The organism is Streptomyces sp. MspMP-M5 (assembly GCF_000373585.1).
GTDB lineage: Bacteria > Actinomycetota > Actinomycetes > Streptomycetales > Streptomycetaceae > Streptomyces.
This window is the reverse complement of sequence record NZ_KB891854.1, coordinates 127,521-152,985: the sequence shown is the minus strand read 5'-3', so window position 1 is coordinate 152,985 and position 25,465 is coordinate 127,521. Positions and strand designations below refer to the sequence as shown.

Genomic DNA, 25,465 nt, shown 5'->3' with positions numbered 1-25,465 from the left:
GGCTGGCGCCTCAGCGCCGGCTCTGCGGGACGAGGGTGGAGCCCTGGCGGGGGACGGTGCCGGTGCGGCGGGTCGGGGGTTGGGCGAGGCCGAAGGTGGTGAAGGAGGTGCGGGTGGGGAGGGGGTAAGTGGGGGTGGCGGTGAGGGAGTTGAGGATGGTGGCGCTGCGCCAGGCGGCGAGGCCGAGGTCGGGGGTGCCTACGCCGTGGGTGTGGCGTTCGGCGTTCTGGACGTAGACGGAGCCGGTGATGGCGGGGTCGAGGACGAGGCGGTGGTGTTCGTCGATGCGGGGGCGTTCGGAGGCGTCGTGGCGGAGGTAGGGGTCGAGGGCGGCGAGGAGGGTGTCGAGGCGGCGTTCGCGGTAGCCGGTGGCGAGGACGACGGCGTCGGTGGTGAGGCGGGAGCGGCTGCCTTGTTGGGCGTGTTCGAGGTGGAGTTCGACTTTGGTGGTGCCGACGCGGCCGGCGGTGCGGACCTGGACGCCGGGGGTGAGGACGGCGTTGGGCCAGCCGCCGTCGAGGGTGCGGCGGTAGAGCTCGTCGTGGATGGCGGCGAGGGTGTCGTGGTCGATGCCCTTGTAGAGCTGCCATTGGGCGGGGAGGAGTTCGTCGCGGGTGCGTTCGGGGAGGGCGTGGAAGTAGCGGGTGTAGTCGGGGGTGAAGTGTTCCAGGCCGAGTTTGCTGTATTCCATGGGGGCGAAGGCCGGGGTGCGGGCGAGCCAGTGGAGGTTCTCGTGGCCGGCGGGGCGGGCGCGGAGCTGGTCGAGGAAGATCTCGGCGCCTGACTGGCCGGCGCCGATGACGGTGAGGTGGTCTGCGGCGAGGAGGCGTTCGCGGTGGTCGAGGTAGTCGGCGGAGTGGATGACGGGGACGGTGGGGGCCTCGGCGAGGGGGCGGAGGGGGATGGGGATGTGGGGGGCGGTGCCGATGCCGAGGACGATGTTGCGGGCGTGGGTGCGGCCGAGGGCTTCGGCTTCGCCGTCGGCGTCGAGTTGGGTGTAGTCGACTTCGAAGAGGCGGCGTTCGTGGTTCCAGCGGACGGCGTCGATGTGGTGGCCGAAGTGGAGGGTGGGGAGGTTTTCGCTGACCCAGCGGCAGTAGGCGTCGTATTCGGCGCGGTGGATGTGGAGGCGCTCGGCGAAGTAGAAGGGGTAGAGGCGTTCGCGGGTCTTGAGGTAGTTGAGGAAGGTCCAGGGGCTGGCGGGGTCGGCGAGGGTGACGAGGTCGGCGAGGAAGGGGACTTGGAGGGTGGTGCCGTCGATGAGGAGGCCGGGGTGCCAGTGGAAGGCGGGGCGCTGGTCGTAGAAGGCGGTGCGGAGTTGGGTGAGGGGGTGGGCGAGGGCGGCGAGGGAGAGGTTGAAGGGGCCGATGCCGATGCCGATGAGGTCGAGGGGCTCTTCGGGGCCGGGGGTGTCGGTGGGGGTGTCGGGCTCGGTGTGCGGTGGGGTGTTCATCGCGGGGTGTGGCCTTCCACGAGTTTGAGGAGGGTGGTGAGGTCTCCGGGTTGGGTGTGGGGGTTGAGGAGGGTGGCTTTGAGCCAGAGGCCGGTGGGTGTGGTGGCGCGGCCGAGGACGGCGTGGCCTTCGGTGAGGAGGGTGCGGCGGATGGTGGCGAGGGTGGTGTCGTCGGCGCCGGTGGGGCGGAAGAGGACGGTGGTGAGGGTGGGGCGGGAGTGGAGTTCGTAGCGGGGGTGGGCGTCGATGAGGTCGGCGAGGGTGCGGGCGGCGGTGAGGGTGCGGTCGACGAGGTCGCCGAGGCCCTGGCGGCCGAGGGCCTTGAGGGTGACGGCGATCTTGAGGATGTCGGGGCGGCGGGTGGTGCGCAGGGAGCGGCCGAGGAGGTCGGGGAGGCCGGCTTCGGTGTCGTCGTCGGGGTTGAGGTAGTCGGCCTGGTGGGCGAGGGGGGTGAGGGTGGCGGGGCCGGGGACGGCGAGGAGGCCGGCGGCGACCGGTTGCCAGCCGAGTTTGTGCAGGTCGAGGGTGACGGTGTGGGCGCGGGCGAGGCCGGTGAGGGTGGTGCGGTGGGTGGTGCTGAAGAGGAGGGGGCCGCCGTAGGAGGCGTCGATGTGGAGGCGGGCGCCGTGTTGGTCGGCGAGGTCGGCGAGGGCCGGGAGGGGGTCGATGGCGCCGGCGTCGGTGGTGCCTGCGGTGGCGGTGAGCAGAACAGCGCTGCTGCGGCCGGTGAGTTCGGTGAGGCAGGTGTGGACGGTGGCGGGGTCGAGGGTGCCGTCGGGGGTGGGGAGGGTGAGGGGTTCGGGGAGGCCGAGGAGCCAGGCGGCGCGGTGGATGCTGTGGTGGGCGTTGGCGCCGCAGACGATGCGGAGGGGGCCGGCGGTGCGGTGGGCTTCGCGGGCGAGGAGGAGGGCGAGTTGGTTGGACTCGGTGCCGCCGGTGGTGACGAGGGCGTCGGGTGCGGTGGCCTCGGGGTAGACGAGGGCGGCGAGGGTGCGGGCGGTGAGGGTTTCGAGTTCGGAGGCGGCGGGGGCCTGGTCCCAGGAGTCCATGGAGGGGTTGAGGGCGCTGGCGGCGAGGTCGGCGGCGGCGGCCAGGGCCAGTGGGGGGCAGTGCAGGTGGGCGGCGCAGTGCGGGTCGGCGGGGTCGGCGGCGCCGGCGGTGAGGGTGTGGACGAGGGTGCGCAGGGCGGTGTGCGGGCCGGTGCCCTCTTCGGGGAGGAGGGGGAGGCAGGCGTCGCGGACGGCGCGGGCGACGGCGTCGGGGCCGCCGGGCGGGAGGGGGCCGGAGCGGTCCTGGGCGCCGGTGGTGAGGGCGTCGAGGACGGTGTCGAGGAGGGGGCGGAGCGCGCGGGGGCCGTCGGTGCCGCCTGCGAGGGCGGTGCCGGCAGGGGCGACTGGCATCAAGGGGCTCTTCTTCAAAGGGAGTTGGGTGCTCTGGCACCGGGTCTTAGGCCGCCCTAAGTTACTGGTCCGGTACGACGGGTATCCACCCGTTGCGCCGGTATCACCCGTTCGTGGGATGGGCGTCCCGCAGATGTTCGGTTGCCTGTGGTATTGCGAACCGTCGAGGAGCGGGCGCCGGGGGTGGCGCGGACGCGACGCGGGTGCCACCGGCGGCTTCCGCCGGGTGGCACCCGCGCCCCGCGCCGCCAGCGCCCTAACGCTCGGTGTCGGCGGCGCGGACGTGCAACGCCCGGCGCAGGTCGTCGAGTTGGTCGGCGAGGGTGCGCCGCAGGGCCGGTGTCGGGTCGCTCTCGGCCAGGCAGGTCTCGCCGAGGCGGAGGGTGGTGTCCTCGACGAAGGGGGTGGGGAAGGCGTTGCGGCCGGCGGCCCGGGCGAGGGCGGGGCCGCGGCGGGCGGCGAGGGCGGGGACCTCGGTGAAGTAGCGGGTGACGTAGGGGCGGAGCAGGTCCGTCTGTTCGGGGGCCCAGAAGCCGTCGGCGGTGGCGGTGAAGAGGTAGTTGGAGAGGGCGGTCTCCTCGTCGGTGGTGAACAGGGCGTCCCAGGCGGCCTGTTTGGCGGCCGGGTCGGGGAGGGCGGCGCGGCAGCGGGCGGCGCCCTCGCGGCCGGTGGCGCTCTGGTCGCGGGCGAGTTCGGCGTCGATGGCGGCGTGGAGTGCGTCGGTGGGTGCGGCGCCGAGGGTGGCGAGCCGGCCGAGGATGCGCCAGCGCAGTTCGTGGTCGAGGGCGGGGCCGCCGGGGACGCTGCCGTCGTCGAGCCAGTCCTGGATGCCTTCGGGGGTGGTGGCGCTGTCGATGAGGGTGCGGACCGCGGTCAGGCGCAGTCCGGCGGTGGGGCCGTGGCCGGGGCCTTCGGTGCGGCGCAGCAGGTCGCGGCTGAGGGCGGTGAGGGTGGTCAGGGCGGTGTGGCGGTCGGTGGGGGTGAGGTAGCGGTCGGCGATCTGGGTGCGGGCGAAGGCGAGGACGCCCTGGACGATGGCGAGGTCGGTCTCGTGCGGGAGGTGGTCGCGGGCGGCGTCGAGGTAGGCGGTGGGCGGGAGTTGGCCGTCGCGGACGAGGTCGCGGGCGGCGTTCCAGACGACGGCGCGGGTGAGGGGGTCGGGCAGTGCGGAGAGGCTGCGGGCGGCGGTCTGCCAGGAGGCGGGGTCGAAGCGGACCTTGGCGTAGGTGAGGTCGCCGTCGTTGAGGACGACGAGGGCGGGGGCGGCCTGGGGGAAGGTGTGGCGGGTGGGGTGGCCGTCGGTGGGGATGTCGACGTCGAAGCGGTCGCGCGGGGTGAGCCGGCCGGGGTGGTGGGGGTCGGGGTCGTAGGTGCCGACGGCGATGCGGTGCGGGCGGCTGCCGGTGTGGGTGATGTCGAGGTGCCAGGTGCCGGGTTGCTCGGTGACGGCGGGGGTGAGGGTGTCGACGCCGGTGGTGCGCAGCCAGCGTTCGGCCCAGGTGTGGACGTCGCGGTCGGTGGCGCGGGCGAGGGAGTCGAGGAAGTCGGCGAGGGTGGCGTTGCCGAAGCGGTGCCGGGCGAAGTGGTCGTTGATGCCGGCGAGGAAGTCCTTCTCGCCCATCCACGCGACGAGTTGGCGCAGGGCGGAGGCGCCCTTGGCGTAGGAGATGCCGTCGAAGTTGAGGAGGGCGGAGGCGGTGTCGGGGACGTCGTGGGGGGCGGGGGCGACGGGGTGGGTGGAGGGGCGCTGGTCGGCGTCGTAGCCCCAGCCCTTGCGGGCGACGGCGAAGTCGGTCCAGGTGTCGCGGAAGCGCGTGGCTTCCGAGAGGACCTGGTAGCCCATGTATTCGGCGAAGGACTCGTTGAGCCAGATGTCGTCCCACCACTGGAGGGTGACGAGGTCGCCGAACCACATGTGGGCCATTTCGTGGGCGATGACGATGCCGCGGGTCTGGCGTTCGGTGTCGGTGACGGCGGAGCGGAAGACGAATTCGTCGCGGAAGGTGACCAGGCCGGGGTTCTCCATGGCGCCGGCGTTGAATTCGGGCACAAATGCCTGGTCGTAGGAGTCGAAGGGGTAGGGCTCGTCGAAGATCTGGTGGTAGCGGTCGTAGCAGCGGCGGGTGAGGTCGAGGATTTCCTCGGCGTCGGTGTCGAGGTGGGGGGCGAGGCTGCGGCGGCAGTGGATGCCGAAGGGCAGGCCGGCGTGTTCGGTGCGGACGGAGTGCCAGGGGCCGGCGGCGACGGCGAGGAGGTAGGTGCTGATGCGGGGGGTGGTGGCGGCTTTCCAGGTGCCGTCGGGGAGTTGTGCGGTGCGGCCGTTGGCGAGGACGGTCCAGGTGGGCGGGGCGGTGACGGTCAGGTCGAAGGCGGCCTTGAGGTCGGGTTGGTCGAAGGCGCCGAAGACTCGCTGGACGTCGTCCATGAAGAGCTGGGTGTAGACGTAGCTCTCGCCGTCGGCGGGGTCGGTGAAGCGGTGCATGCCCTCGCCGGTGCGGGAGTAGCGCATGGTGGCGTCGAGGCGGAGTTGGTGGGGGCCGGCGGTGAGGCCGGTGAGGGGCAGGCGGTTGTCGTCGAGGGTGGCGGGGTCGAGGGGCCGGCCGTCGAGGGTGGCGGTGTGGAGTGCGGCGGGCCGGATCTCGGCGAAGGTGTCGCCCGGTTCGCGGGCGGTGAAGTGGATGACGGTGCGGGAGGTGAACTCCTCGTCGCCGTGGGTGAGGTCGAGGGCGATCTCGTAGCGGTCGACGTGGAGCCGGCGGGCGCGGGCTTCGGCTTCGGGACGCTGCAGTACGGGCATGGGGTGCAGCTTGCCACGGCCGTTCGGCGGTGGTGCGGGGGGTTTCGCGGGGGCCGGCGCGGTGGGTGCGGAAGGCTCCTGAAGGGCCGGTTCCGCGGTCAGTCGCCGTCGGGGCCGGTGAGGGGGAGGACGGCGGTGACCTCCCAGCCGCCTTCGGGGGCGGGGCCGGCGGTGAGGGTGCCGCCGAGGGCCTCGGCGCGTTCGGTGAGGCCGGCCAGGCCGAAGCCTCCGCCGCGGGCCTGTTCGGAGAGGCGGGCGGGGTGGCCGCCGTCGTTGGCGATGCGGAGTTCGGCGCCGCGGGGGACGGTGCGCAGGGTGATCCGGACGGCGGTGGCGTCGGCGGCGTGCTTGCCGACGTTGGTGAGGGCCTCGCGGACGATGCGGTGGACGGCGGCGGCCGCCTCCGGGGGCAGGGTGCGGTCCAGGCCGGGTTCGAGGTCGAGGGTGACCGGCGGGCCGGTGCGGGCGAACGCGTCGGCGAGGGCGCGGACCTCGGCGAGCCCGGCGACCGGCGTGGTGCGGGCCTCGCCCTCGCGCAGTACCCGCACCAGGCGGCGCATGGCGGCGAGTGCCTCGTCGCCGGAGGTCTCGATGCGGGTGAAGGCGGCGCCGGCCCGTGGTCCGTCGAGGGCGGTGAAGCGGGCGGCGCGGGCCTGGACGACGATGCCGGTGACGTGGTGGGCGATGACGTCGTGCAGTTCCCTGGCCAGTTCGAGGCGTTCGGCGTCGCGGACGGCGGCCAGGTCGCGCAGCCGCTGGGCGTCCTGCCAGCGCAGGATCAGCGAGTAGGCGGTGACGACGACGGTGAGGACGCCGTAGACGACGGTGAAGGCGCCCATCCGGATGTCGCGCATGGGGGCCAGGACGCAGGCCAGGCCGAGGAGGGGGCCGAGGACGGCGGCGGTGCGGCCGGGGGCGCCGCGCACCACGGCGGTGAGCAGGACGAGCAGGGCGATGCCTTCGCCCAGGCCCCAGACGCGCAGGGCGTGCTGGCCGGCGATCAGGACGACGGAGGCGGTGAGGGAGACCGCGAGGGCGATCCGGGCGCGGGTGACGAGCGGGAGCCGGCGGTAGGGGACGGCGCACAGGCAGACCACGACGGCGGCGGCCACGACGATGGCGTGCGGCCGGGTGGGCTGCCGGGCGAGGACGACGGTCTCGACGGCGACGAGGAAGAGCAGGACGGCGGCGAGTCCGGTCTTGGCCGCGGCGGCCTTGTGGGGGTGGGCGCGGGCCCACCCGGTCATCGGGCTCATGCGCCGGTGGCCAGCCCGGTTTCCCAGGCCCAGGCGGCGATCTCCACGCGGTTGCGGGCGGCGAGTTTGGCCTGGACGTTGGCGAGGTGGGTCTTGACGGTGGAGAGCGAGACGAAGAGTTCGTCGGCGATCTCGGCGTTGGTGCGGCCGGTGGCCAGGGCGCGGACGACCTGTTCCTCGCGTTCGGTGAGCGGTTCGGAGGGGGTCCTTGCGGGGGCGCGGCCGGGGTCGGGGCTCATGGTGCGCAGCAGTCGCAGGGTGAGGGCGGGTGAGACGAGGGCGTCGCCGGCGGCCGCGGCGCGTACGCCTTCGACGAGCAGGGCGGGGCTGGCGTCCTTGAGGAGGAAGCCGCAGGCGCCGCCGTGCAGGGCGGCCTGCACGTATTCGTCGAGGTCGAAGGTGGTGACGATGACGATCCGGGGGCGGTCGTGGAATTCGGGGTGGCCGGCGGCGCGCTCGGCGAGCCGGCGGGTGACCTCCAGGCCGTCCACGTGCGGCATCCGGATGTCGAGCAGGAGCACGTCGGGCTGGAGCCGTTCGACGGCTTCCAGGGCGGCGGCGCCGTCGGTGACGTCGTCGAGGACCTCGATGTCGGGCTGGCTCTCCAGGATCATCCGGAAGCCTGTCCGGACCATCTCCTGGTCGTCGGCGATGACCACGCTGATCGGCATGGTTCCATCGGAACCACGGCGGGCGGGCCCCGCAAGCCGCGGTGGCGGATGGCGGAACGGGCCGGGGCCCGGGCACACCCCCGGGCCCCGGCCGTCGCGGGTGCTGCAGGGCGGGTCAGCCGCCGAGTTGGCCGGCGGCCTTCTTGATGTCGGCCGCGAAGGTGCTCACCTCGGTGTAGACGCCGGGTTTGCCGGGCCGGGCGCAGCCCTCGCCCCAGGAGACGATGCCGACCTGGAGCCACTGGCCGCCGTCGTCCTTGCGGAACATCGGGCCGCCGGAGTCGCCCTGGCAGGTGTCGGTGCCACCGGTGTCGAGCTTGCCGGCGCATATCTCCTCGCCGGGCGTGAGGGAGTCGCCGTATGCCTTCTGGCAGGTGGCGTCGTCGACGAACGGGACGGTGGCCTTGAGGAGGTAGCGCTGCTGGTCGCCGCCTTCCTTGTCGGCGCCCCAGCCGGCGATGGTGAAGTCGCCCTTGTTGAAGGTGTCGTTCTCGGCGATCTTCAGGGTGGGCTGGTCGAGGGGCTTGGCGAGCTTGATGAGAGCCCAGTCCTTGCCCTTGCCGTTGTAGCCGGGGGCCTGGAGGACCTGGGTGGAGTTGACCTTGACGGCGGCCGCGTCCTCCAGGTCGACGGCGCCGGCGGTGGCGGTGATGGAGGTGTCGGGTCCGCTGCGGTCGACGCAGTGGGCGGCGGTGAGCACGATGTCCTTGGTGTAGAGGGCGCCACCGCAGCCCATCGACAGCCGGACCATGAAGGGGAATTCACCCTGGCCGGCGCGGGTGCCGCCGACGACGTGGGGGTGCGTGGAGCCGCCGGGGGCGGAGGCGGCGTGCGCGGCGGCCGGCTGGAGGCTGAGGGCGGCCAGGGCGACGGCGCCGGCGGCGGTGGATCTCTTGAGGTGCTTCAGGGAGCTGCGCAACGGGCTTCCTTTCGTGGGGGGTCGAGTGCGCCATGTCAGGCCCATGCCAACCCCAGGGCCGGGCATGCCGACCGCAAAGTCCGTGTGAACGACGGCAGCACACCGCAAAGCCTCGGGACATCCAGGCAATGAACCCGTAAAGCGCCCTGCGATTATGTGGACTGCGGGATAAGAGTGACAAGGGTCAACATCCGGCCAACTCCCGTACTCCGTACGCCTCGTACGCCCCGTACGCCCGGTGCCGGGCCCGGCGCCCCAGCCGTACAGTGTGCGGATGACGACCGGCGGCAGCGCGATCGCGCACGGCTTCCCCCATCTCGACACGGTCCGCGCCGCCCTCACGGCGCTCTTCCGGCGCCTGTCCCACGACACCGTGAGCACCTTTCCCACCAGCGTGCTGCCGGTCGACGTCGCCTTCGACGACGAGGAGGACCTCCACCTCGGCGCCCAGCGGGTCGCGCACGCCATGGTCCGCCAACTGCATCTGCCGGACGCCCGGATCGTGCTCACCTTCCGCGAGATGGAGCACGCCGCGACGGTCGAACTGACCGCCGGGCCCGAGTACTTCGTCGAGCTCAACGACCGCTTCCGGCGCCACCGCAAGGACATCGGCGCCGCCCTCGCCCACGAGGTGACCCACGTCTGGCTGCACCGGCTGGACCTGTCCTTCCCCGGCACCCGCGACAACGAGATCCTCACCGACACCGCCGCCGCCTATCTCGGCGCGGGCTGGCTGCTGCTGGACGCCTACCGCGAGCACGGCCCGTTCTCCCAGAAGCTGGGCTATCTGACGCCCGAGGAGTTCGGCTACGTCCTGGCCAAGCGCGCCGACTTCTTCGCCGAGGACCCCGCGCCGTGGTTCACCAGCCCGCAGGCGTACGACGCGTACACCGCCGGCCGGGCGCGGGCCCGCCAGGACGCCCGGCGGCCGCCGCTCGCCGCCGCCGGCTGGGCCGCCCGGCTCCGCTACGCCAAGGACCGCCGCGCGGCCCAGGGCCGGCACGGCACCGCACCGCACCCCCGGCCGCCGGCCACCGGCCCGGGCGACGGCTACGCCTTTGAACCCGCAGCCGGCGACGCGCCCCTGCGGGTGTCCTTCCCCTGCCCGACCTGCTGGCAGCGGATCCGCGTCCCGGTCCGCGGCCGCCTCCAGGCCCGCTGCGCCCTGTGCAAGTCCCTGCTGGACTGCGACACCTGACGAGGGATCACCTCCCTGGTCAGATCCATCCCTCCAGCCCGGCCAGGAAACCCGTCAGGTCGTCCCGGTGGATGGTGTACCCGGCGCCGTGCACCGTACGCACCTCGAAACCCCGGCCGGCGAGCTCCTTCCCCGCCTCCTCGGTGAAGAGGAACCCCTCCCCCGCGAGCTGCACCAGCGACGGCACCACCGGACGCTCCGGCGTCCGGTCCCGCAGCCGGCCCTCGGACAGCGCCAGCGCCGTCCCGGTGTCCCAGTCCGCGAGGGTGGCCAGCTCGATCTCCACATCGGCGTCGTCCCAGCGCGGGTTGAAGTACCGCACCACGCCCGGGTCGGCCTTCTTGAACGTCACGAACGCCGCCGGGTCGACGTCCCTCCTCGGCCCCGTCGACCACGCCGGATCGCTGTAGACCGCGCGCCGCGGCCGCAGCCGCTCGACCGCCAGGGCCAGCGCCAGCCCGCCCAGCGAGTGCCCCAGGGCCACCTCGACACCGGCCGGCAGGGTGTCCACCAGGTCGTCGGCGAAGAGTTCCGGGGCGTACTCGCCGCGCGGGCTGCGGCCGTGGCCGCGCAGGTCGACGGCGAGGACGCGGTAGCCCCGGGCGGCGAGGGCCGGGCCGACCCGGTGCCAGGTGCGGTGGTCGGACATGATCCCGTGGATCAGCACCGCGATCCGGTCGCCCGTGCCCCACTCGTGGGTGTGCAGCTGCATGCGTACCTCACTCCTCCGCTCGCCTCCGCCCGTCCGGGCGCCGGTGCACCGCGCACCGGAGCCGAAGTTACGCGTGCACGCCGTCGGAAGAGCAGTCCGGCGCCGCCTCCCCCGCCGGGCGGAACCCGTCGTGTCCCGGGCACGTCCCATCCGCGACCGACCGAGGAGGCACGTCATGCCGCACACCGTCCACCGCACCCGTCCGCGCACCCGTGTGACCGCCTGGGCCGTCCCGCTCGCCGCGGCCGGTGCCGTCGCGCTCGCCGGTTGCGGCCAGGCCACGCAGACGGTGCACAGCTCGCCGCCGCAGCGCACCGGCGACGCCTTCACGCAGCGCGCCACGCAGATCGTCCAGGACTGGCCGAAGGTCTCCCCCGTGCCCGGCCGGCACGAGGCGCTGCTGCCGCTGGCCGGCGCCGATCGCCCCGCGAGCCGGGACGTCCGGGAGCTGACGGTGACCGTGGGCCACAGCGCCTGCGACGCCGGCTACGGCGCCCGGGTCATGGAGTCCAAGGAGCTGGTGGTGGTCTCCGGTTGGGGCCGGAAGAAGAACCCGAAGGGGATCTGCACCGAGCAGCTGGCCACGCAGAAGACGAAGGTGCGGCTGAGCAGTCCGCTGGCGGGCCGCAAGGTGGTGGACGCCGCCACCGGCAAGCAGTTGCTGAAGGGTTGACGACCGCCCCCGCCCACCCACACCCCGCCCGGGCCGGCCCGCATCCGAGCGTTCCTCCTGGAGTGCGCTCCAAGCCCTAGGCTCACGGCATGAGCCCTTCCCTTGCGAGTACCACCCGTGTCGACCTGCCCGGGCTGCTGGAGTTCGTCCGTCCGCGGCACCGCGCGATCCTGCTCACCCGCCGTTCCGACGGCACCCCGCAGGGCTCGCCGCTGACCTGCGGGGTGGACGAATCGGGCCGGCTGGTGATGTCGACGTACCCGGAGCGGGCCAAGGTCCGCAACGCCCGCCGGATCCCGTCGGTCAACGTGCTGGTGCTGTCCGACGAGTGGACGGGGCCCTGGGTGCAGGTCGACGGCGAGGCCGAGGTGATCGACGCCCCGGACTCCATCGAGCCGCTGGTGGAGTACTACCGCAACATCGCCGGCGAGCACCCGGACTGGGACGAGTACCGCGCCGCGATGCGCAAGCAGGGCAAGTCCCTGATCCGGGTGACGCCGCGCCGCTGGGGGCCGATCGCGACCGGCGGTTTCCCGGCCCGGCTGGTGGCGGGCGACACCACCTGACGGGCGCGGGCCGGCACGCCGTTCCCGGTGTCAACGGGTGGGGTGCGCACCGCCGTTGACGTTCAGCACCTGGCCGGTGATGTGCCGGGCCCCCGGCGAGGCCAGGAAGGCCACCGCGCCGATGATGTCGTCCGGGCTGCCGGGGCAGCCGGTGGCGGTGTCCGCGATCAGCCGTTCCCGGCGCTCGTCGGCGAGCTGGTCGCGGAAGAACTCGGTGTCGGTGATGTAGCCGGGCGAGACCACGTTGGCGGTGATACCGCGGGGGCCGAGGGTCCGGGCCAGGTCGATGTTCCAGGAGGCCAGACCGGCCTTGGCCGCCCCGTAGGAGCCGGAGCCCTGGTCGGCGGCGATGGACCCGATGTGGATCACGGCGCCGCCGGCCGCCAGCCGGTCGTCCACGGCGCGGGTGGTCAGCGCGGCGCTGAGCAGGTTGGCGTCGAGGTTGGCGCGGAAGTCCCGGGCGTAGGAGGCCAGGTCGGTGGCGCCGTCGGCATCGAAGTCGGTCTGGCCGCCGGCGTTGTTGACCAGGATGTCCAGGCGCTCGGGCAGTTCCGCGGCGAGCCGGAGCAGCGCGGCGGGGTCGGCGTGGTCGCAGACCAGGCCGGTCGCCCCGGGGAGCGCGTCCGCGGCCTCCTTGAGGGGGCCGGGGCGCCGGCCGGTGAGGACGACGTGGTCGCCGACGGCCGCGAAGTGCTCGGCGAGGGCACGGCCGATGCCGGTGCCGCCGCCGGTGACGAGGATGGTGCGTGCCATGTGCGGAAACCCTCCAACTTTTAGGTCTAAACGTACGGAGCGCAGAGCGGCCGCCGTTCAGTGCTAAATTTAGGTCTGAACATAACACCTCCAGGAGGACCGGTGGCAAGCGACTTCGAGGCACGGGACGACGGCACGACGGCCGGCCCGTCCCCCTACCCGGTGGACGAGATCGCCGCCGCCTGGCAGCGCGAGCGCCCCGGCACACCGGTCTCCTCCATCGGGATCGTCACGCCCATCTGGCGGCTGGCGAAGCTGCTGGGCGACGACCGGCGCCGGGTGCTCCACCGCGCCGGCGTGGACATCGCCACCCTCGACCTGCTGAGCGTGCTGCGCCGCAGCGGCTCCCCGTACACCCTGAGCACCCGGGAGCTGAGCCGGCGTTCGATGGTCACCGCCGGGGCGGTGTCCCAGCGGGTGGCCCGCGCCGAACGCGAGGGCCTGGTCACCCGCCGGCCGGGCGAGGGCCGCCCGCGCAGCGTCCTGGTCGAGCTGACCCCGGCCGGCCACGACCTCGTCGAGTCGACGGTGGACCAAGTGCTCGTCCGCGAGGCGGAGTTGCTCCAGGCGCTCGACCCGGAGCAGCAGGAGCAGCTGGCCGGGCTGCTGCGGATCCTCTTCCAGGACGTCCAGCGCCGCCTGGGCGACGACCGGATCACCCAGGTCGGCGCGGACTGACCTCCGTCCGATCGCGCGCCGGCGGCGCCGCCGGCGTGGGCGTCAGCACCTCGTCGGGCAGCCCCAGCCGGCCGCGGAAGGCGACCCGGCCGGCCTCGGTGATGGCGAGGATGCGGCTGGCGGGGGCCTTGATGATCCAGCGGTGCTCCAGCGCGTGCCGGTACAGGGCCGCGCCGACCGCGCCGGAGAGGTGCTGGCGGCGCGAGGTCCAGTCCAGGCAGGTGCGCACATGCGCCCGGTGGGCCGGCGAGTGGCCGGTGTGCGGGATGCCGAGCGCGGCCAGCCACTCTGCGCCGGCGGCGGTCAGCTCCAGTCCGTACTCCCTTACCAGCAGCCCGCGTTCGGTCATCGTCTCGGCGAGGGCCACCCCGAGGGCACCGGCGATGTGGTCGTAGCAGGTGCGGGCGTGGTGCAGGGCCCGGCGGTGGTTTGCCTCGGCCAGCGAGCGGATCCGCACCCGGCGGTAGGGGGCGAGGCCGGCGAGGTTCTCCAGGGTCTCGGCGGTGTCGGGGCCGGCCAGTCTGACGTAGCGCCGCCGGCCCTGCCGCTCCTCGGCCAGCAGGCCGCCGGCGACCAGGAGGTTGAGGTGCTCGGTCGCGGTGGACGGGGCCACCCCGGCGTACTCGGCCAGCTCGCCGGCGGTCCAGGTGCCGCCGTCGAGCAGGGCGATGCAGATGGCGGCGCGGGTACGGTCCGCGAGCAGCGCCGCGAGGGCGGCCAGATCGGGGGTTTCCGCGGTGTTTTCATGATCGGCGTCCCATCGAATCATGTGCAGAGCGTAATCGCATATAACACTTCGGTGAGCACCGAATCGTCCGGCTCCTATCCTCGGGAGCATGAAATCCGCGCTGGAGAAGAGCAGTTCGGTGGTGCCGGCGCTGCTGTCCACGGAGAACGACGACGGGACGTTCGTGCTGGTCGCACTGCGGATCCGGTGGGACCTCGGGCCGGTGGTGAGCGTCTGGCTGCCCGCCCGGGGGCGCACCGCGCAGAATCTCGCGGTACGCCCCGACGTTGTCTTCAACCTGCCGCCCCAAGAGGACGCGGCACAGGAGGGGACGGACTGCGGCACCGAGCCGGCGGAGCCGTGGACGGAGCCGTCCGAGCTGGTCCGGCCGCCCCGACTGGCGCACTGCCCGGTGCAGTTGGAGGCCCGCCGGGTCGGCGAGCGGACGATGACGGACGGCGCCTGGACCCAGATCGAGGCGCAGGTGCTGCGGGTGCACGCGGACCCGCGCTGGGTGCTGCCGCTGGGCGACGGCAGCATCGACGTGTCGGCCTGGCGCGCCCCGGTGCACGATTTCCGGCCGCCGGTCACTCCCCCGCCGGAACCCGTCCCGGCGCCCGCGCGGGAACTGGCCCGGCAGTTGGGGCGGCGTTTCCCCGCCCAGCGGGACGGCTGAGCCCGGCGGCGGTCCGGCCGGGGAAGACAGCGCGGCGCCTGCCCTCCGGTCGGGGGAGGGGACAGGCGCCGCCGTACGAGGACCGGGCTCTCACCCGGTCCTCGTGCCTCCGTACGACGCTGTACGGGACATCGGATGACGGCGCGTCACACGGTCAGTGCGCGGTCCGTCGGCTTGATCGGGGCCGGCAGGGCGCTGGCTCCCGTGAGGTGGCGGTCCACGCCGCGGGCGGCGGAGCGGCCCTCGGCGATGGCCCACACGATCAACGACTGGCCCCGGCCGGCGTCCCCGGCGACGAACACGCCGGGGACGTTGGTGGCGAAGTCCGCGTCGCGGGCGATGTTGCCGCGGGCGTCCAGCTCCAGGCCGAACTGCTCGACCAGGCCGTTCTTCTGGTCGGTGCCGGTGAAGCCCATCGCGAGGGTGACCAGCTGGGCGGGGATCTTCCGCTCGGTGCCGGGCTTCTGCTCCAGCTTGCCGTCCTTGAACTCCACCTCGATCAGGTGCAGCCACTGGACGTTGCCGTCCTCGTCGCCCTCGAAGTGGGTGGTGGAGACGGAGTAGACCCGCTCGCCGCCCTCCTCGTGCGCGGAGGTGACCTTGTAGAGCATGGGGAAGGTCGGCCAGGGCTGGCCGGCGTTCCGCTCCTCGCCGGGCCTGGGCATGATCTCCAGCTGGGTCACCGACAGGGCGCCCTGGCGGTGCGCGGTGCCGACGCAGTCCGCGCCGGTGTCACCGCCGCCGATGACGACCACGTGCTTGCCCTCGGCGCTGATCGGGGTGACCGTCAGGTCGCCCTCCTGCACCTTGTTGGCCAGCGGCAGGTACTCCATCGCGAAGTGGATGCCCTTGAGCTCCCGGCCGGGCACCGGCAGGTCGCGGGAGGTGGTGGCGCCCGCGGCGATGACGACGGCGTCGTAGCGCTTGCGCAGCTTCTTCGCGTCGATGTCGCGGCCGATCTCCACCTCCGTGCGGAACTTGGTGCCCTCCGCGCGCATCTGCTCGATGCGGCGGTTGATGTGCCGCTTCTCCATCTTGAACTCGGGGATGCCGTAGCGGAGCAGGCCGCCGATGCGGTCCGCGCGCTCGTACACCGCGACGGTGTGGCCGGCCCGGGTCAGCTGCTGGGCGGCGGCCAGGCCGGCCGGTCCGGAGCCGATGACGGCGACGGTCTTGCCGGACAGCCGCTCGGGCGGCTGCGGGGTGACGTCGCCGCTGTCCCACGCCCGGTCGATGATGGAGACCTCGACGTTCTTGATGGTGACCGGCTGCTGGTTGATGCCCAGCACACAGGCCGCCTCGCAGGGCGCGGGGCACAGCCGGCCGGTGAACTCCGGGAAGTTGTTGGTGGCGTGCAGCCGCTCGCTGGCCGCGCTCCAGTCCTCGCGGTAGGCGTAGTCGTTCCACTCGGGGATGAGGTTTCCGAGCGGACAGCCGTTGTGGCAGAACGGGATGCCGCAGTCCATGCAGCGCGACGCCTGCTTGGTGATGATCGGCAGCAGGGAGCCGGGCTGGTAGACCTCGTTCCAGTCCTTGACGCGCTCCTCGACGGGGCGGGTCTTGGCGTGCTCGCGCTCGTGGGTCAGGAAGCCCTTGGGGTCAGCCATTGGTCGCCGCCTCCATCATCTTCTCGTGGGTCTCGGACTCGGAGAGCCCGGCCTGCTCGGCGGCTTCCTTGGCGGCGAGCACTGCCTGGTACGTGGGCGGGACGACCTTGCTGAAGCGCGCGGCCGCGGCATCCCAGTCGGCGAGGAGCTTCGCGGCCACGGTGGAGCCGGTCTCCTCCTGGTGGCGGCGCACCACGTCGTGCAGCCACTGCTTGTCGTTCTCGTCCAACGGGCGGACCGCGCCGGCCAGTTCACCGTTGACGTTGGCCGGGTCGAGGTCGACGACGTAGGCGAAGCCGCCGGACATACCGGCCGCGAAGTTGCGTCCGGTCGCGCCCAGGACGACGGCGTTGCCGCCGGTCATGTACTCGCAGCCGTGGTCGCCGACGCCCTCGGAGACCACCGTGGCACCGGAGTTGCGGACGCAGAACCGCTCGCCGACCCTGCCGCGCAGGAACAGCTCGCCGCCGGTGGCGCCGTAGGCGAGGGTGTTGCCGGCAATGGTGGAGTACTCGGCGAGGTGGTCCGCGCCGCGGTCCGGGCGGACGATGATGCGGCCGCCGGAGAGGCCCTTGCCGACGTAGTCGTTGGCGTCGCCCTCCAGGCGGAGGGTGATGCCGCGGGGCAGGAACGCGCCGAACGACTGGCCGGCGGAGCCGGTGAAGGTGAGATCGATGGTGTCGTCGGGCAGGCCCGCGCCACCGAACTTCTTGGTGACCTCGTGGCCGAGCATGGTGCCGACGGTGCGGTTGATGTTGCGGATCGCGACCTGGGCGCGGACCGGCTGGGCGGCCTCGGCGGTGTCCGCGGCCAGCGCGTCGGCGGCGAGCCTGATCAGCTCGTTGTCCAGCGCCTTCTCCAGGCCGTGGTCCTGGGCGGTGATCTGGTGGCGGACCGCGCCGTCGGCCAGGTCGGGGACGTGCAGCAGCGGGGCGAGGTCCAGGCCCTGGGCCTTCCAGTGGTCCACCGCCCGGGCGACGTCGAGGACCTCGGCGTGGCCGATCGCCTCGTCCAGGGTGCGGAAGCCCAGCTCGGCGAGGAGCTCGCGCACCTCCTCGGCGATGAACTGGAAGAAGTTGACGACGAACTCGGCCTTGCCGTTGAACCGTTCGCGCAGCACCGGGTTCTGGGTGGCGATGCCGACCGGGCAGGTGTCCAGGTGGCAGACGCGCATCATGACGCAGCCGGAGACGACCAGCGGCGCGGTCGCGAAACCGAACTCCTCGGCGCCCAGCAGCGCGGCGATGACCACGTCGCGGCCGGTCTTGAGCTGGCCGTCGGTCTGCACCACGATGCGGTCGCGCAGGCCGTTGAGCAGCAGCGTCTGCTGGGTCTCGGCCAGGCCCAGCTCCCAGGGGCCGCCGGCGTGCTTGAGCGAGGTGAGCGGCGAGGCGCCCGTACCGCCGTCGTGGCCGGAGATCAGGACGACGTCCGCGTGTGCCTTGGAGACGCCCGCGGCGACCGTGCCGACACCGACCTCGGAGACCAGCTTCACGTGGATGCGGGCCGCCGGGTTGGCGTTCTTCAGGTCGTGGATGAGCTGGGCGAGGTCCTCGATGGAGTAGATGTCGTGGTGCGGCGGCGGGGAGATCAGGCCGACGCCCGGCGTCGAGTGCCGCGTCTTGGCGACCCACGGGTAGACCTTGTGGCCGGGCAGCTGGCCGCCCTCGCCGGGCTTGGCGCCCTGGGCCATCTTGATCTGGATGTCGTCGGCGTTGACGAGGTACTCGGAGGTCACGCCGAAGCGGCCTGAGGCGACCTGCTTGATGCTGGAGCGGCGCGCCGGGTCGTACAGGCGCTCCGGGTCCTCGCCGCCCTCGCCGGTGTTGGACTTGCCGCCGAGCTGGTTCATGGCGATGGCGAGGGTCTCGTGGGCCTCGCGGGAGATCGAGCCGTAGGACATCGCGCCGGTGGAGAACCGCTTGACGATCTCGGCGGCCGGCTCGACCTCGTCCAGCGGGACCGACGGGCGGCCGGAGGCGAAGGAGAACAGGCCGCGCAGCGTCATCAGCCGCTCCGCCTGCTCGTTCACCCGCTGGGTGTACTGCTTGAAGATGTCGTAGCGGCGCGAGCGGGTGGAGTGCTGGAGCCGGAAGACGGTCTCCGGGTCGAAGAGGTGCGGCTCGCCCTCGCGGCGCCACTGGTACTCGCCGCCGATCTCCAGGGCGCGGTGGGTGGCGGCGATGCCGGTGGCCGGGTACGCCTTGGCGTGCCGGGCCGCGACCTCCTTGGCGATGACGTCCAGGCCGGCGCCGCCGATCTTGGTGGCGGTGCCGTGGAAGTACTTGGCGACGAACTCCTCGTCCAGGCCGATGGCCTCGAAGACCTGCGCGCCGCGGTAGGAGGCGACGGTGGAGATGCCCATCTTGGACATGACCTTCAGGACGCCCTTGCCGAGCGCCTTGATGAGGTTCCGGATGGCCGTCTCGGTCTCCACGCCCGGCAGGAAGGTGCCGGCCCGGACGAGGTCCTCGACGGACTCCATCGCCAGGTACGGGTTGACCGCGGCGGCGCCGTAGCCGATCAGCAGCGCGACGTGGTGCACCTCGCGGACGTCGCCGGCCTCGACCAGCAGCCCGACCTGGGTGCGGGTCCTGGTGGCGATGAGGTGGTGGTGGACGGCGGCGGTGAGCAGCAGCGACGGGATCGGCGCGTGCTCGGCGTCCGAGTGCCGGTCGGAGAGCACGATCAGCCGGGCGCCGTCGGCGATGGCGGCGTCGGCCTCGGCGCAGATCTCCTCGATCCGGGCGGCCAGCGTCTCGCCGCCGCCGGAGACGCGGTAGAGGCCGGAGAGGGTCACCGACTTCATGCCGGGCATGTCGCCGTCGGCGTTGATGTGGACGAGCTTGGCCAGCTCGTCGTTGTCGATCACCGGGAACGGCAGGGTCACGCTGCGGCAGGAGGCCGCGGTGGGCTCCAGGAGGTTGCCCTGGGGGCCGAGGGAGGAGATCAGGGAGGTGACCAGCTCCTCCCGGATGGCGTCCAGCGGCGGGTTGGTGACCTGCGCGAAGAGCTGGGTGAAGTAGTCGAAGAGCAGCCGGGGGCGCTCGGAGAGCGCGGCGATCGGCGAGTCGGTGCCCATCGAGCCGATCGGCTCGGCGCCGGCCTTGGCCATCGGGGCGAGGATGACCCGCAGCTCCTCCTCGGTGTAGCCGAAGGTCTGCTGGCGGCGGGTGACCGAGGCGTGGGTGTGCACGATGTGCTCGCGCTCGGGCAGGTCGGCCAGGTCGATCAGGCCGGCGTCCAGCCACTCCTGGTAGGGGTGCTCGGCGGCGAGCTGGGCCTTGATCTCGTCGTCCTCGATGATGCGGTGCTCGGCGGTGTCCACGAGGAACATCCGGCCGGGCTGGAGGCGGCCCTTGCGGACGACCTTCGCCGGGTCGATGTCCAGGACGCCGACCTCGGAGGAGAGCACGACCAGGCCGTCGTCGGTGACCCAGTAGCGGCCCGGGCGCAGACCGTTGCGGTCCAGTACCGCGCCGACCTGGGTGCCGTCGGTGAAGGTGACGCAGGCCGGGCCGTCCCAGGGCTCCATCATCGTGGAGTGGTACTGGTAGAAGGCCCGCCGGGCCGGGTCCATGGCGGGGGCGTTCTCCCACGCCTCGGGGACCATCATCAGCACCGCGTGCGGCAGCGAGCGCCCGCCGAGGTGGAGCAGCTCCAGGACCTCGTCGAAGGAGGCGGAGTCGGAGGCGTCCGGGGTGCAGACCGGGAAGAGCCGCTCCAGGTCCTCACTGCCGAACAGCTTCGACGCCAGCTGGGACTCGCGGGCCCGCATCCAGTTGCGGTTGCCCTGGACCGTGTTGATCTCGCCGTTGTGCGCGACGAAGCGGTACGGGTGGGCCAGCGGCCAGCTCGGGAAGGTGTTGGTGGAGAACCGCGAGTGGACCAGGGCGATGGCGGTGGCGAACCGGCGGTCGGAGAGGTCCGGGAAGAAGGGCTCCAGCTGGCCGGTGGTCAGCATGCCCTTGTAGACGATGGTCCGGGCGGACAGCGAGGGGAAGTAGACCCCGGCCTCCCGCTCGGCGCGCTTGCGCAGCGCGAACGCCTTGCGGTCCAGCGCCAGGCCGGTGTTCTCGCCGTCGGCGGCGCTGTGCCGGTCCGAAACGAACAGCTGGGAGAAGGCCGGCATGGTGGCGCGGGCGCCGTTGCCCAGCAGCTGCGGGGCGACCGGGACGACCCGCCAGCCGAGGACGGTGAGGCCCTCCTCGTCCGCCAGCGTCTCGATCCGTGAGACGGCCGCGGCCGCTTCGTGGGCGTCGGAGGGCAGGAAGGCGATGCCGACGGCGTAGGAGCCGGCCGCGGGGAGCTCGAAGGTGGTCTCCGCGCGGAGGAACGCGTCCGGGATCTGGAGCAGGATGCCCGCGCCGTCGCCCGAGTCGGGCTCGGAGCCGGTGGCACCGCGGTGCTCCAGATTGGTCAGCACGGTCAGGGCCTGCTCGACCAGGGCGTGGCTGGCCTCGCCGGTGAGGGTGGCCACGAAGCCGACACCGCAGGCGTCGTGCTCGTTGCGCGGGTCGTACATACCCTGCTGGGCGGGGCGGCCGTCCATGGGCGACCAAGCGGCGGCGGCGCTGCTGGTGGTCGCGGAGTGCGTGGACGCGTGGCGCATCGGCTCTCCCAACGTCGTCGTGGCAATAGGCTTTGCCGAGGGACGACGTTGGCCCTCCGCGAAATTTCGTGCAGGTTACAGGATGGCTCGCTTCTCGAAAAGCGAAAGATGCCTTCCAACATCCGGACACCGCACCGGCGGTGCGCCGGGAATTCGGGGATTCACGGGGATGCGGACGACTGCTTTCTCGGACTGGGAGCCGCCCTCTGCGGCGGCGTTCGGCGAGCGACATTGCCCGGCGACGCCAGGGCCTTATGCCCGGTCGTCAACAAACCGAAACCGCTGGGTAACGCGGCCATCATGCGGTCACCCGAATGGGACGTCAACCCACCGCCGTCCCGAACAGCGCGCCGAGGCCGTACGTCACCGCCGCCGCGGCACCGCCCAGCGCCAGCTGACGCAGCCCGCTGAACCACCACGAACGGGCCGTCACGCGCGCCACCACCGCGCCGCAGCCGAAGAGTCCGAGCAGCGCCAGCAGCACCGCGGGCCACAGCACGCCGGCCCCCAACAGATAAGGAAGCAGAGGCAAAAGCGCCCCCAGCGCAAAGGATGCAAAGGAGGAAACCGCGGCAACGGTCGGCGAAGGAAGGTCCGACGGATCGATGCCCAACTCCTCGCGGGCGTGGATCTCCAGTGCCTGCTCGGGGTCGCGGGAGAGCTGCTCGGCGACCTTGCGGGCCAGCTCCGGCTCCACCCCGCGGGACTCGTAGAGCGCCGCCAGCTCCTCCTGCTCGTCCTTGGGGTGCTTGCGCAGCTCGGCCCGCTCGATGTCCAGCTCCGCGACCACCAGTTCACGCTGCGAAGCCACCGAGGTGTACTCCCCCGCGGCCATCGAGAACGCGCCGGCCGCCAGCCCCGCCAGGCCGGTGATCACGATCGTCTGCTGCGACACCGCACCGCCGGCCACGCCCGTCATCAGGGCGAGATTGGACACCAGGCCGTCCATCGCGCCGAAGACGGCGGGGCGCAGCCAGCCGCCGTTCACATCGCGGTGGGTGTGGTTGTCGCGGTGCGCCGCATGGGTCGGCGCGGCGGCGTCCATGATCTCCATGACCGACATATCGAGACCTGCTCTCTGCTTGCGAGGCGTGGGCCGATGACGGCGCTTCCCCCTCCAACACCTCGAAGTTATGCGCGGATTACCCTCCTCCGCTAGCAAGGAAGGCCGAACTTACCTCGCTGACCTGCGGCTTTACCGGGACGGCGAGCTTGTGATCCGGATCACAAGGCCGCCGGCGGCCGTCGGCACCCGTCCGGGGCGGTCGACCGGGTGACCCTGCGGCCCCGGACAGGAGACCCGGGCCGCCGCGGGGGACGGATACCGGGCGGGACACGGACCTGCGCACACCCCGTCCCGCCGTCCGCCCCGACGGCCCCCTCAGCCCGCTCAGCCCGCGAAAGGACTTCCGATGACGGACGCCGCCACCACCACCGCCGGCCCGGCCCGGCCCGACCCGGAGCCCCCCGACCCCGAGGGGCCCCCGGCACCCCGCGTCACCGGCCCGGCGCCCGGCGCGGCCGGCCCGCCGCCCGAGGTCTCCCCCCTGGAGGACCGGGCGGCCGGCGCGCTCGTCGGGGCCGCGGTCGGCGACGCGCTCGGCGGGCCGGCCGAGGGCCTGACCCCAGAGCAGATCGTGGCCCGGCACGGCGGCCGCATCGAGGGCATCGTCGGGCCGTTCCACGCCGACTGGCGCACCGCCCGGCCGCTCGCGCCGTACCACAAGGGCGACGGCCACATCACCGACGACACCCTGATGACCCATGCGCTGGTCCGCGTCTACGAAACGGTCCGCGACCACCTCGACGCCTACGCCGTCGCCGACCACCTCGTCCCCGACCTGATCGGCACGCCCCGCTGGATCCCCGAACTGGAAGCCGAGGCGCTGCCGTTGCAGCGGATCTTCCTCGCCGAGAAGTGGATCGTGGCGCGGCTGCACTACGGCCACGCCGATCCGCGCGAGGCCGGTGTCGGAAACATCGTCAACTCCGGTGCGGCGATGTACATGACGCCGGTCGGCATCGTCAACGCCGGCAATCCGGACCGGGCCTACGCCGAGGCGCTGGACATCTCCGCCGCCCACCAGTCCTCCTACGGGCGGGAGGCGGCCGGGGTGTTCGCCGCCGCGGTGGCCGCCGCGTTCCTGCCGGACGCCACCCCGGCCACGGTCGCCGGGCACGCCCTGCGGCTGGCGAAGGACGGCACCCGGGCGGCGATCGAGGCGGTCTGCGACGTCGCCGCGCCGCACACCGACTACGAGTCCGCGCTGGTGCCGCTGCGGGCGGCGGTCGCCCCGTACGACACCGTCGGCCCGGACCACCGCGAACCGTCGCTGGGCGCCCGCCGGCCCTCCCGTGTGCACGCCGTCGAGGAACTCCCCATCGCCCTGGGCATGTTGCTGGTCGCCGACGGCGACTACCGGGCCACCGTGCTCGGCGCGGTCAACTACGGGCGCGACTGCGCCGCGATCGCCACGATGGCCGGTGCGCTCGCCGGCGCCCTGAACGGCGCGGCGGCGGTGCCCGACGAGTGGAGCGCCGAGGTCGCCCGGGCCAGCCGGCTCGACCTGCACGCCCCGGCCGCCGCGCTGGCCGCCGTCGCCCGCGAGGTCTTCGCCCGCGACCGGGCCCGCCGGCGGCGCCACGAGCAGTCCTTCGGCGCCCTGCTGGCGGGGACGGTGATGACCGAGGCCAGCGGACGGTGACGACCGGCCGGTACGGCGGAGCGCCGGGCGGTCCCGCGGTGAGCGGGTCCGCCCGGCGCTCCGGTCGGATGCGGGCCGTCCGCGGCCGGCCTCAGGACGTCGTGCCGCCCGGGCTCCCGGCGGCCTTGCCGGATCCGGACGCGGAGCCGTCGGCGGCGCCCTTGGCGTCCTTCTTCTTCGCCGCGGGCTGCGCCCCGGCTTCCTCGGCGGTCCCGGCGCCCCGCTCGCTCTTCTCGCCCTTGGCGAGGTCGACAGGCTTCCCGGCGTCCTGGCCGCCCTGGCCGCCCTCGGCGAGCTGCCACTCCGGCTCGACGATCTCCTCACGGCCCGGGGCCTTCTTCGCGGAGACGATCATGTAGACGACGGCCAGGACGAAGACCACCAGCGAGGTCCAGTCGTTCAGCCGCAGGCCGAGGATGTGGTGCGCCTCGTCGACGCGCATGTACTCGATCCAGGCGCGGCCCACGCAGTACGCGGCGACGTAGAGCGCGAAGACCCGCCCGTGGCCGAGCCGGAAGCGCTTGTCCGCCCAGATCACCAGCGCCGCGACGCCCAGGCACCACAGGCACTCGTAGAGGAACGTCGGGTGGTAGGTGCCGCCGATGCGGCCGATCGCCGGGTCCGGGTCGATCTTCAGCGCCCACGGGACGTCGGTCGGCTTGCCGTACAGCTCCTGGTTGAACCAGTTGCCCCAGCGGCCGATCGCCTGGCCGATGGCGAGGCCCGGCGCCAGCGCGTCGGCGTACGCGGGCATCGGGATGCCCCGGCGGCGGCAGCCGATCCAGGCACCGAGCGCGCCCAGCGCGACCGCGCCCCAGATGCCGAGGCCGCCCTGCCAGACCTTGAAGGCGTCGAGCGGGTGGCCGTTCTTGCCGAAGTACGGCTCGTAGGTCGTGATGACGTGGTACAGACGCCCGCCGACCAGGCCGAAGGGCACCGCCCACACGGCGATGTCGGCGACCGTGCCGGAGCGGCCGCCGCGCTGCACCCAGCGCCGGTTGCCGAGCCAGACGCCGACGAACACGCCGATGATGATGCAGAACGCGTAGCCGCGCAGCGGGATCGGCCCGAGATGGACGACACCGGTCGACGGGCTGGGAATGAATGCGAGGTCCATGGCAGGACCGACGCTACCGCGCCGGGCGGGGTCGGCGACAACCCGCCCGGCAACGGCTGCGTAACGGCCGCGGCGGCACGGCGGTCCGTACCGGCACCCCGGCCGGACGGCCGCGGCCGGGCTACTTGCCCTTGTCGGCCTCCAGGACCATCTTCTTCAGGTCCGCGGGCGTGACCCGGCCGCCCTTGACCTGGGAGAGGTCCTTGCCGTTGAGCAGGACGGTCGGGGTGCCGCGGAAGCCGCCACTGGCGAACGCCTCGTTGGACTTGCGGACGAAACCGTCGTACCGGCCGTCGCGGACGCACTTGGTGAACGCGGCCGAGGTCAGGCCCGGGACCTTCCCGGCCAGCTGGAGCAGGTACTTCTTGTCGCCGAAGCGGTCCTGCTGCTCGGGCGGCTGGTGGGAGTAGAGGACGTCGTGGTAGTCACGGAACTTTCCGGCGTCCTGGGCGCACAGGGCGGCGTTGGCCGCGTTCAGCGAGCCGGTACCGCCGGCGTTGCCGTCGATGAGGGTGGCGAGGTGGTACTCCACCTTGAGCTTGCCGGAGTCCTGGAGATGGTGGATCACCGGGCGGAAGCCGGTCTCGAACTGCTGGCAGGCTGGGCAGCGGAAGTCCTCCCAGACGGTGAGGGTGGAACGGGCGCGGGCCGAGCCCACCGGGACGGCGGGCTTGTCGCCGTCGCTGGTCTGTCTGGGGAGGGCGAAGGCGTTGTCGGCGGTGCTGCCGCTGCCGCCCCCGGAGGACACCCACACGGCGATGCCGCCGGCCACCGCGAGCACCGCCACCACCGCGCCGGCGACGGCCGACTGGCGGACCCGCCGGGCGCGCGTCCTCTCCTTGTCACGCTGGGCCTGGAGCCGCTCGCGGGCGCTGCTCGTTCCGTCACGCTTCGGGCCGTCATGGTTCTTCTGGTTCACGCCCGTGGACAACGAAGCGGAGGGGC

The 25,465-nt window shown here is 73.0% G+C and carries 20 protein-coding genes; 6 read left to right on the top strand and 14 right to left on the bottom strand.

Going from position 1 to position 25,465, the window contains the following annotated elements; translation table 11 throughout:
- Window positions 1–10: 10 nt before the first annotated feature.
- The 6 genes from B073_RS0103850 to B073_RS0103825 form a co-directional block, all read right to left on the bottom strand.
- The gene (locus B073_RS0103850; protein WP_018536772.1) at window positions 11–1,453 is read right to left on the bottom strand and encodes a lysine N(6)-hydroxylase/L-ornithine N(5)-oxygenase family protein; all 1,443 of its coding nucleotides are present in this window, start codon (window positions 1,451–1,453) and stop codon (window positions 11–13) included.
- On the bottom strand, window positions 1,450–2,853 hold the full coding sequence (locus B073_RS0103845) for a pyridoxal phosphate-dependent decarboxylase family protein (protein WP_018536771.1): 1,404 nt from the start codon (window positions 2,851–2,853) through the stop codon (window positions 1,450–1,452). The genes B073_RS0103850 and B073_RS0103845 overlap by 4 nt, the downstream gene beginning before the upstream one ends.
- 256 nt (window positions 2,854–3,109) lie before the next feature.
- Window positions 3,110–5,650, bottom strand: a complete 2,541-nt coding sequence (pepN, locus tag B073_RS0103840) for an aminopeptidase N (RefSeq protein ID WP_018536770.1) — start codon at window positions 5,648–5,650, stop codon at window positions 3,110–3,112.
- A gap of 98 nt (window positions 5,651–5,748) precedes the next feature.
- A complete protein-coding gene (locus tag B073_RS0103835) occupies window positions 5,749–6,897 on the bottom strand; it encodes a sensor histidine kinase (RefSeq protein WP_018536769.1) in 1,149 nt (382 codons plus the stop codon).
- A gap of 5 nt (window positions 6,898–6,902) precedes the next feature.
- Entirely contained in the window at window positions 6,903–7,577 is a 675-nt protein-coding gene (locus B073_RS0103830) for a response regulator (protein ID WP_018536768.1), read from the bottom strand.
- A 115-nt stretch (window positions 7,578–7,692) separates the two neighbouring features.
- Window positions 7,693–8,496, bottom strand: coding sequence for a S1 family peptidase (locus B073_RS0103825; protein ID WP_018536767.1), 804 nt, complete (start codon window positions 8,494–8,496; stop codon window positions 7,693–7,695).
- Window positions 8,497–8,770: 274 nt separating this feature from the next.
- On the opposite strand from B073_RS0103825, the gene B073_RS0103820 reads away from it, so the two are divergent.
- Window positions 8,771–9,694: a hypothetical protein gene (locus tag B073_RS0103820; RefSeq protein WP_018536766.1), complete on the top strand. Its 924-nt coding sequence runs from the start codon at window positions 8,771–8,773 to the stop codon at window positions 9,692–9,694.
- Between the two features lie 19 nt (window positions 9,695–9,713).
- Here the strand turns inward: B073_RS0103820 and B073_RS0103815 are convergent, their stop codons facing one another.
- Window positions 9,714–10,406 (bottom strand): alpha/beta hydrolase, encoded by a 693-nt coding sequence (locus B073_RS0103815; RefSeq protein ID WP_018536765.1) that lies wholly within the window; start codon window positions 10,404–10,406, stop codon window positions 9,714–9,716.
- A 175-nt stretch (window positions 10,407–10,581) separates the two neighbouring features.
- On the opposite strand from B073_RS0103815, the gene B073_RS0103810 reads away from it, so the two are divergent.
- Together B073_RS0103810 and B073_RS0103805 are read left to right on the top strand one after the other, a co-directional pair.
- Window positions 10,582–11,079 carry a hypothetical protein gene (locus B073_RS0103810; protein ID WP_018536764.1) on the top strand — a complete coding sequence of 166 codons (498 nt, stop codon included), beginning with the start codon at window positions 10,582–10,584 and terminating at the stop codon, window positions 11,077–11,079.
- Window positions 11,080–11,168: 89 nt separating this feature from the next.
- Window positions 11,169–11,645, top strand: coding sequence for a PPOX class F420-dependent oxidoreductase (locus B073_RS0103805; protein ID WP_018536763.1), 477 nt, complete (start codon window positions 11,169–11,171; stop codon window positions 11,643–11,645).
- 30 nt (window positions 11,646–11,675) lie between these two features.
- On the opposite strand, the gene B073_RS0103800 is transcribed toward B073_RS0103805, so the two are convergent.
- The gene (locus B073_RS0103800) at window positions 11,676–12,398 is read right to left on the bottom strand and encodes an SDR family NAD(P)-dependent oxidoreductase (protein WP_018536762.1); all 723 of its coding nucleotides are present in this window, start codon (window positions 12,396–12,398) and stop codon (window positions 11,676–11,678) included.
- A gap of 102 nt (window positions 12,399–12,500) precedes the next feature.
- Between B073_RS0103800 and B073_RS0103795 the strand changes: the two genes are divergently transcribed.
- Window positions 12,501–13,076 (top strand): MarR family transcriptional regulator, encoded by a 576-nt coding sequence (locus B073_RS0103795; protein ID WP_018536761.1) that lies wholly within the window; start codon window positions 12,501–12,503, stop codon window positions 13,074–13,076.
- Here B073_RS0103795 and B073_RS0103790 read toward each other — a convergent pair.
- Complete coding sequence (locus B073_RS0103790) at window positions 13,054–13,845, bottom strand: ArsR/SmtB family transcription factor (RefSeq protein ID WP_018536760.1); 792 nt, start codon at window positions 13,843–13,845, stop codon at window positions 13,054–13,056. The genes B073_RS0103795 and B073_RS0103790 overlap by 23 nt on opposite strands.
- Window positions 13,846–13,912: 67 nt before the next feature.
- Between B073_RS0103790 and B073_RS0103785 the strand changes: the two genes are divergently transcribed.
- On the top strand, window positions 13,913–14,479 hold the full coding sequence (locus B073_RS0103785; RefSeq protein WP_018536759.1) for a hypothetical protein: 567 nt from the start codon (window positions 13,913–13,915) through the stop codon (window positions 14,477–14,479).
- Window positions 14,480–14,625: 146 nt separating this feature from the next.
- Here the strand turns inward: B073_RS0103785 and B073_RS0103780 are convergent, their stop codons facing one another.
- From B073_RS0103780 to B073_RS0103770, 3 genes are all read right to left on the bottom strand, one after another.
- Window positions 14,626–16,086, bottom strand: coding sequence for a glutamate synthase subunit beta (locus B073_RS0103780; RefSeq protein ID WP_018536758.1), 1,461 nt, complete (start codon window positions 16,084–16,086; stop codon window positions 14,626–14,628).
- Complete coding sequence (gene gltB, locus B073_RS0103775) at window positions 16,079–20,698, bottom strand: glutamate synthase large subunit (protein WP_018536757.1); 4,620 nt, start codon at window positions 20,696–20,698, stop codon at window positions 16,079–16,081. The genes B073_RS0103780 and gltB overlap by 8 nt, the downstream gene beginning before the upstream one ends.
- Window positions 20,699–21,020: 322 nt before the next feature.
- Window positions 21,021–21,752 (bottom strand): VIT1/CCC1 transporter family protein, encoded by a 732-nt coding sequence (locus B073_RS0103770; protein WP_026247034.1) that lies wholly within the window; start codon window positions 21,750–21,752, stop codon window positions 21,021–21,023.
- 358 nt (window positions 21,753–22,110) lie between these two features.
- On the opposite strand from B073_RS0103770, the gene B073_RS39030 reads away from it, so the two are divergent.
- Window positions 22,111–23,403 carry an ADP-ribosylglycohydrolase family protein gene (locus B073_RS39030; protein WP_018536755.1) on the top strand — a complete coding sequence of 431 codons (1,293 nt, stop codon included), beginning with the start codon at window positions 22,111–22,113 and terminating at the stop codon, window positions 23,401–23,403.
- A 91-nt stretch (window positions 23,404–23,494) separates the two neighbouring features.
- On the opposite strand, the gene lgt is transcribed toward B073_RS39030, so the two are convergent.
- Both lgt and B073_RS0103755 read right to left on the bottom strand, forming a co-directional pair.
- Window positions 23,495–24,520: a prolipoprotein diacylglyceryl transferase gene (gene lgt / locus B073_RS39025; RefSeq protein WP_018536754.1), complete on the bottom strand. Its 1,026-nt coding sequence runs from the start codon at window positions 24,518–24,520 to the stop codon at window positions 23,495–23,497.
- A 121-nt stretch (window positions 24,521–24,641) separates the two neighbouring features.
- Window positions 24,642–25,439 carry a DsbA family protein gene (locus B073_RS0103755; RefSeq protein ID WP_026247033.1) on the bottom strand — a complete coding sequence of 266 codons (798 nt, stop codon included), beginning with the start codon at window positions 25,437–25,439 and terminating at the stop codon, window positions 24,642–24,644.
- Between the last annotated feature and the right edge of the window lie 26 nt (window positions 25,440–25,465).

Excerpts from the sequence above, each read along its gene's own strand:
- B073_RS0103850 (WP_018536772.1), bottom strand. The coding sequence starts at position 1,453 with ATGAACACCCCACCGCACACCGAGCCCGACACCCCCACCGACACCCCC.
- B073_RS0103845 (WP_018536771.1), bottom strand. The coding sequence starts at position 2,853 with ATGCCAGTCGCCCCTGCCGGCACCGCCCTCGCAGGCGGCACCGACGGC.
- pepN (WP_018536770.1), bottom strand. The coding sequence starts at position 5,650 with ATGCCCGTACTGCAGCGTCCCGAAGCCGAAGCCCGCGCCCGCCGGCTC.
- B073_RS0103835 (WP_018536769.1), bottom strand. The coding sequence starts at position 6,897 with ATGACCGGGTGGGCCCGCGCCCACCCCCACAAGGCCGCCGCGGCCAAG.
- B073_RS0103830 (WP_018536768.1), bottom strand. The coding sequence starts at position 7,577 with ATGCCGATCAGCGTGGTCATCGCCGACGACCAGGAGATGGTCCGGACA.
- B073_RS0103820 (WP_018536766.1), top strand. The coding sequence starts at position 8,771 with ATGACGACCGGCGGCAGCGCGATCGCGCACGGCTTCCCCCATCTCGAC.
- B073_RS0103815 (WP_018536765.1), bottom strand. The coding sequence starts at position 10,406 with ATGCAGCTGCACACCCACGAGTGGGGCACGGGCGACCGGATCGCGGTG.
- B073_RS0103810 (WP_018536764.1), top strand. The coding sequence starts at position 10,582 with ATGCCGCACACCGTCCACCGCACCCGTCCGCGCACCCGTGTGACCGCC.
- B073_RS0103805 (WP_018536763.1), top strand. The coding sequence starts at position 11,169 with ATGAGCCCTTCCCTTGCGAGTACCACCCGTGTCGACCTGCCCGGGCTG.
- B073_RS0103800 (WP_018536762.1), bottom strand. The coding sequence starts at position 12,398 with ATGGCACGCACCATCCTCGTCACCGGCGGCGGCACCGGCATCGGCCGT.
- B073_RS0103790 (WP_018536760.1), bottom strand. The coding sequence starts at position 13,845 with ATGATTCGATGGGACGCCGATCATGAAAACACCGCGGAAACCCCCGAT.
- B073_RS0103785 (WP_018536759.1), top strand. The coding sequence starts at position 13,913 with ATGAAATCCGCGCTGGAGAAGAGCAGTTCGGTGGTGCCGGCGCTGCTG.
- B073_RS0103780 (WP_018536758.1), bottom strand. The coding sequence starts at position 16,086 with ATGGCTGACCCCAAGGGCTTCCTGACCCACGAGCGCGAGCACGCCAAG.
- gltB (WP_018536757.1), bottom strand. The coding sequence starts at position 20,698 with ATGCGCCACGCGTCCACGCACTCCGCGACCACCAGCAGCGCCGCCGCC.
- B073_RS0103770 (WP_026247034.1), bottom strand. The coding sequence starts at position 21,752 with ATGGAGATCATGGACGCCGCCGCGCCGACCCATGCGGCGCACCGCGAC.
- B073_RS39030 (WP_018536755.1), top strand. The coding sequence starts at position 22,111 with ATGACGGACGCCGCCACCACCACCGCCGGCCCGGCCCGGCCCGACCCG.
- lgt (WP_018536754.1), bottom strand. The coding sequence starts at position 24,520 with ATGGACCTCGCATTCATTCCCAGCCCGTCGACCGGTGTCGTCCATCTC.